Origin of the sequence: [Scytonema hofmanni] UTEX 2349 (assembly GCF_000582685.1) — a bacterium.
GTDB classification, from domain to species: Bacteria; Cyanobacteriota; Cyanobacteriia; order Cyanobacteriales; family Nostocaceae; genus Hassallia; species Hassallia hofmanni.
Genome location: NZ_KK073769.1, coordinates 845,844 through 850,085, shown reverse-complemented (window position 1 = coordinate 850,085; position 4,242 = coordinate 845,844). Strand labels below are relative to the sequence as shown.

General features: G+C 40.5%; 8 protein-coding genes. 6 read left to right on the top strand and 2 right to left on the bottom strand.

Going from position 1 to position 4,242, the window contains the following annotated elements:
• A partial coding sequence (locus TOL9009_RS0134035) for a helix-turn-helix domain-containing protein (protein WP_029637813.1) occupies positions 1–438 on the bottom strand: 438 nt, incomplete at its 3' end.
• Between the two features lie 196 nt (positions 439–634).
• Here TOL9009_RS0134035 and TOL9009_RS48620 point away from each other — a divergent pair.
• From TOL9009_RS48620 to TOL9009_RS49875, 3 genes are all read left to right on the top strand, one after another.
• Complete coding sequence (locus tag TOL9009_RS48620; protein ID WP_029637812.1) at positions 635–1,252, top strand: helix-turn-helix domain-containing protein; 618 nt, start codon at positions 635–637, stop codon at positions 1,250–1,252.
• Positions 1,209–1,625: a transposase gene (locus TOL9009_RS48615; RefSeq protein WP_029637811.1), complete on the top strand. Its 417-nt coding sequence runs from the start codon at positions 1,209–1,211 to the stop codon at positions 1,623–1,625. The genes TOL9009_RS48620 and TOL9009_RS48615 overlap by 44 nt, the downstream gene beginning before the upstream one ends.
• A gap of 175 nt (positions 1,626–1,800) precedes the next feature.
• Positions 1,801–1,929, top strand: a complete 129-nt coding sequence (locus tag TOL9009_RS49875) for a hypothetical protein (RefSeq protein WP_260676005.1) — start codon at positions 1,801–1,803, stop codon at positions 1,927–1,929.
• Between the two features lie 36 nt (positions 1,930–1,965).
• Here the strand turns inward: TOL9009_RS49875 and TOL9009_RS0134015 are convergent, their stop codons facing one another.
• Positions 1,966–2,298: a hypothetical protein gene (locus tag TOL9009_RS0134015; protein WP_029637810.1), complete on the bottom strand. Its 333-nt coding sequence runs from the start codon at positions 2,296–2,298 to the stop codon at positions 1,966–1,968.
• Positions 2,299–2,992: 694 nt separating this feature from the next.
• On the opposite strand from TOL9009_RS0134015, the gene TOL9009_RS0134010 reads away from it, so the two are divergent.
• From TOL9009_RS0134010 to TOL9009_RS0133995, 3 genes are all read left to right on the top strand, one after another.
• Positions 2,993–3,250: a DUF2281 domain-containing protein gene (locus tag TOL9009_RS0134010; protein WP_029637809.1), complete on the top strand. Its 258-nt coding sequence runs from the start codon at positions 2,993–2,995 to the stop codon at positions 3,248–3,250.
• 115 nt (positions 3,251–3,365) lie between these two features.
• Positions 3,366–3,788 carry a restriction endonuclease subunit S gene (locus tag TOL9009_RS41415; RefSeq protein WP_051503197.1) on the top strand — a complete coding sequence of 141 codons (423 nt, stop codon included), beginning with the start codon at positions 3,366–3,368 and terminating at the stop codon, positions 3,786–3,788.
• A gap of 36 nt (positions 3,789–3,824) precedes the next feature.
• Complete coding sequence (locus TOL9009_RS0133995) at positions 3,825–4,211, top strand: hypothetical protein (RefSeq protein ID WP_029637808.1); 387 nt, start codon at positions 3,825–3,827, stop codon at positions 4,209–4,211.
• Positions 4,212–4,242: the final 31 nt, after the last annotated feature.

Genomic DNA, 4,242 nt, shown 5'->3' with positions numbered 1-4,242 from the left:
ATCTGGGTCAGCTTTTGGGTTTAATTTTGTGGTTTTCTTCCAACTGATTCCTGCTGCTTTAAACAAATCGTAGTAACTTTTTTTCGTTTCGTAAACTACATCATATTCAAAAGCTAGTTTATACTCTAATTCTCCTATTTCCCAATAATCCTTTGTTTGAAGCCAACTCAATACTTCCTCTCGCTGCTCAGTACTCAAATAGCTTTTTCTTCCTTTATAATTTAGTCTTAGACCATCAATTCCATTATCCTCATATACTTGTTTCCAACCTGTTATCGAACCAAGTGAAACGCCAAGAATTCTCTGGATTTCCTCATATAAGTAACCTTGATAAACCAGCTTTACTGCTAACCCTTTTCTCACTTCACGGGCATTTATATTTTGAACTATAAATTCCTCTAGTTCTGCGATCGCCTGCTGTAAGTGCTGATTCATCATCGTTCCTCATTATACTTATCACTCATCTCCGTATTATCTCTTAGTTTTTTTCAAAAATCAAATATGATTCCTATATGAGATTGACCTTTATGTAAAGGCTTAGTACAGCGATCGCATAAGTTCGTAGCGAATTGACAAGGGAAAATTTTTAAGTGTAGGGTAAGCATATACAAACATCCCTCAACCATTCAGTACTATGATTGGTCGGCAAAAAACTTACAAGGTGCAGCTAACGGAAGAGGAAAAAAAGCTGTTGCAGCAACAAGCGCTTGCGCGTAAAACAGGTCAAAGTAAAGCCAGGCGAGCAAAAATTATAATAAAAGTTGACGAAAATCCAGATTGGACGGATGCTCAAATAGCTGGAGAAATAGGGTGTTCATCAGGTCTTGTACGTAAGTGGCGTAAACGTTGGTGTCAAACCCGTAGCCTGGAAGAAGCACTACGTCCTGGTCGTCCTTGTTTGTTTCAAGCGATCGTAAAAGCACAAGTCACAGCGATTGCCTGTAGCAAACCAACAGATTTTGACATACCTTTAGCAAGATGGAGTTGTAGCGATATTGCTGCACACCTAGTAACACTAGGTATTGTAGTTTCCATCGCAACTTCAACAGTTTGGCGATGGTTAAAATCTGAACGGATCAAACCTTGGCGCTTCCATGCTTGGATGCATCGGATTGATGATAATTTTGTTGAAAAAGCAACACCTGTACTCAGATTGTATGCCCAAGCGAAATTTTTACTTTCTCCTGGATTTTGGGTAGTGTGTGTAGATGAGAAAACTTCAATCCAAGCACGACTCATGCTTACATCCTAACAAAGCAGCAGGTGCAAAGCAGCCAATTCACTTTGCTGCCAGATACGTCAGGGAAGGAGCAACGCATCTTTTCGCAGCTTTAAGTGTTGCCGAGGGTTTAATCTATGGCTGTTGTAGTCCGACAAAAACATTTCTCGATTTCCAGACATTTCTACTATCCGCATTAATCCCAGAAGCAATTCGTCGTCGTGTACGCCACATCTATTTAATCCTTGACAATGGCTCTACTCATGCCCCAAAACAATTACAGGCTTGGTTGAATCAGAAACAAAAAGAAGAAGGTTGGAGCTTTACAGTCGAAGTTGTTTGGCTGCCAAAATACGCTTCTTGGTTAGACCAAATCGAAATTAGCTTTGTGCATTCTACAGCGTAAACTACTGACTCCGAATGATTTTCCTGACCTTAATACATTGCAGCAACGTATCACCGATTTTATTATCCGCCACAATGATTCTGCACAACCAATAAAATGGTCATATACAGTCGCGCAGATGATGGAAAAATTCGCTACGAATTAATGCTCTTCTGTACTTAGTCCGTCGCAGTTTGTGGATGTTAGCGATAAAGTTGTGCATCGTTCCATTGAGGATATTTTGACAGATTTGGCAGCAGCCAGACAAGAGAGAGAATGGGCGGATAAAGATTTAGCTGAGGTGTTAGCAAAGTTGAATTTATAGCGTTGTTACTTCGGCGATACCTACGGCTGGCTACGCCTACGCATTTGTTACTTCGGCGTACTCATTTGTTGATTCGGCGTACTCATTTGTTGATTCGGCGTACTCATTTGTTGATTCGGCGTTCGCATTTGTTGATTCGGCGTACTCATTTGTTGATTCGGCGTTCGCATTTGTTGATTCGGCGTTCGCATTTGTTGATTCGGCGATCGCATTTGTTGATTTGGCGATCGCATTTGTTGATTTGGCGATCGCATTTGTTGATTTGGCGATCGCATTTGTTGATTTGGCGATCGCATTTGTTGATTTGGCGATCGCATTTGTTGATTTGGCGATCGCATTTGTTGATTTGGCGTACTCTTCGAGCTTCAACCTCAAAAACCCGTCATTGCGAGGAGGAGCGACGAAGCAATCGCAAAAACCACGGGACTATGCGATTACTTCGCTCCGCTATCGCTGCGCTCGTAATGACAATTTAAGGGGTCTATAACGCCTGAAACCCTTACAGCTACCACTTGTGTGTACACCGTAGCCTAAAAGGAGAGAGACTTTGAATTTTCCTTCCCGTGTCGGGAAGGGGGTTAGGGGGTTAGGTTTTCGTGGACTTTCCCACATAACCAGGACTTACGCACGGACTACGTATTTCCGTCATTGCGACGCAAGGAAGCAATCTCAAAGTCTTGTTTTCTCGTAACAAGTGCGTAAGTCCTAATAACATGAAAAGTCAGAACGCACCCTAAAAAACTACTAAAAGAGTTGAAACCTATGCTGATCATACTTGTGTGTAAACCCTAGCCTACAAAGAGAGAGGCTTTAAGGCTTACTCCTCAACGCTAATAGGGAAGGGGTTGGGGGTTAGAATATTCGTAGGTTGGGTTGAGGCAATGCGAAACCCAACAAACCCTGCAAAATGTTAGATTTCGTTCCTCAAACCTACCTACACATTTTACGCTAGCCGATCTTTGAGTATTTAAATTTGTCTGCAATGAGTAGTATAGTGTAAATTGCTAAAGTTTCAATCAGCTACAAGGCTCTTATTGTTTTGATTTTCATCGAGGAGAAACCTATGACTCAAGCAATTGATAAGGAACAAATAGTGATTGATGGATTTAAAAAATTATCTCCTGAGAAGCAACAGGAGGTATTAAACTTTATTGAATTTTTACAATATAAGGAGATGCAAAAGCAGGAGACACTTGAGGATACAGGCAAGGAAAAACAAGTTTCCTTTTTAGAAGCTGCTAAGGAGTTTATTGGATGTATAGATGCAGGACCCGGAGATTTGGCGACTAATAAAAAATATTTAGAAGGGTACGGTAAATAGTGAAGCAAAATATCATTATTGATACTGCTCCCCTAGTTGCTTTAATTAATAATCGTGAACAATATCATAGTTGGGCTACTCAAGAAGTTGCTAATTTAGCTTACAAGTAAATGATGTGGTTTTAACAGAAGGCGGAGATCCTGATAAACTAGGTCGTGGCTTTATTTGGGAGGGACAGATTCCTAACTGTATTCATCAAAATCACATTTTTGCAGTTAGAACTTACCGAGAGATACTTTTACCTGAATATTTAGCTTACTTGGTTCAAAGTGATTATGGAAAAGCTTATTTTCTATCTGTAGCCCATCGAACTACAAATTTAGCTTCTATTAATAGTACAAAGCTTAAAGCGTTTCCAACACTTGTGCCAAATATCAGCGAACAAAAGAGAATTGTCACTATTTTACAAATATGCGATCGCAAAATTCAAGCCCTGGAAAAAGAAATCGCCCTTATCGACGAACTCTTTCACGCCATGCTAGAACAACTGATGACAGGTAAAATTTCCACCCAACCCTTAACTGAGACTTACGTATGAGCGAAAGTTCCGCCGTGCAAAGACCGATGCTAAAATATGCCTATCAAATTGGCTGGGAATACAGTCGTCTATTCCCGAACTACAGCCGAAGGACTGCGCGAGTACAACCTGACTGATGCCGAAGAGAAAGAATTCCGCAAAGCCTTTATTAAAAAATCCGTCGTTTCTGCCAGAATATCCTTACCGGATGCAGTAATCGACTTTATCGGATTGCGACCCAAAGATTTTAACTACACTACCAAAACCCTAACTTTTACAGGTCATTGTTCTGCTGAAGATGCCCAAAATTTAGAAATTCTTTGCGGTGGCGATGCTGATGCTGTGACAAAAATTCGCCAACTTTACGAAGACTACCGCAAAGCATTGCCGAAAATTCTCATCGTTAATAGACATAAAAAAGCACTCTTAGAGCGTGACAGTTGAGTAGAAAGATTCATTACTAAAAAAGTAATAG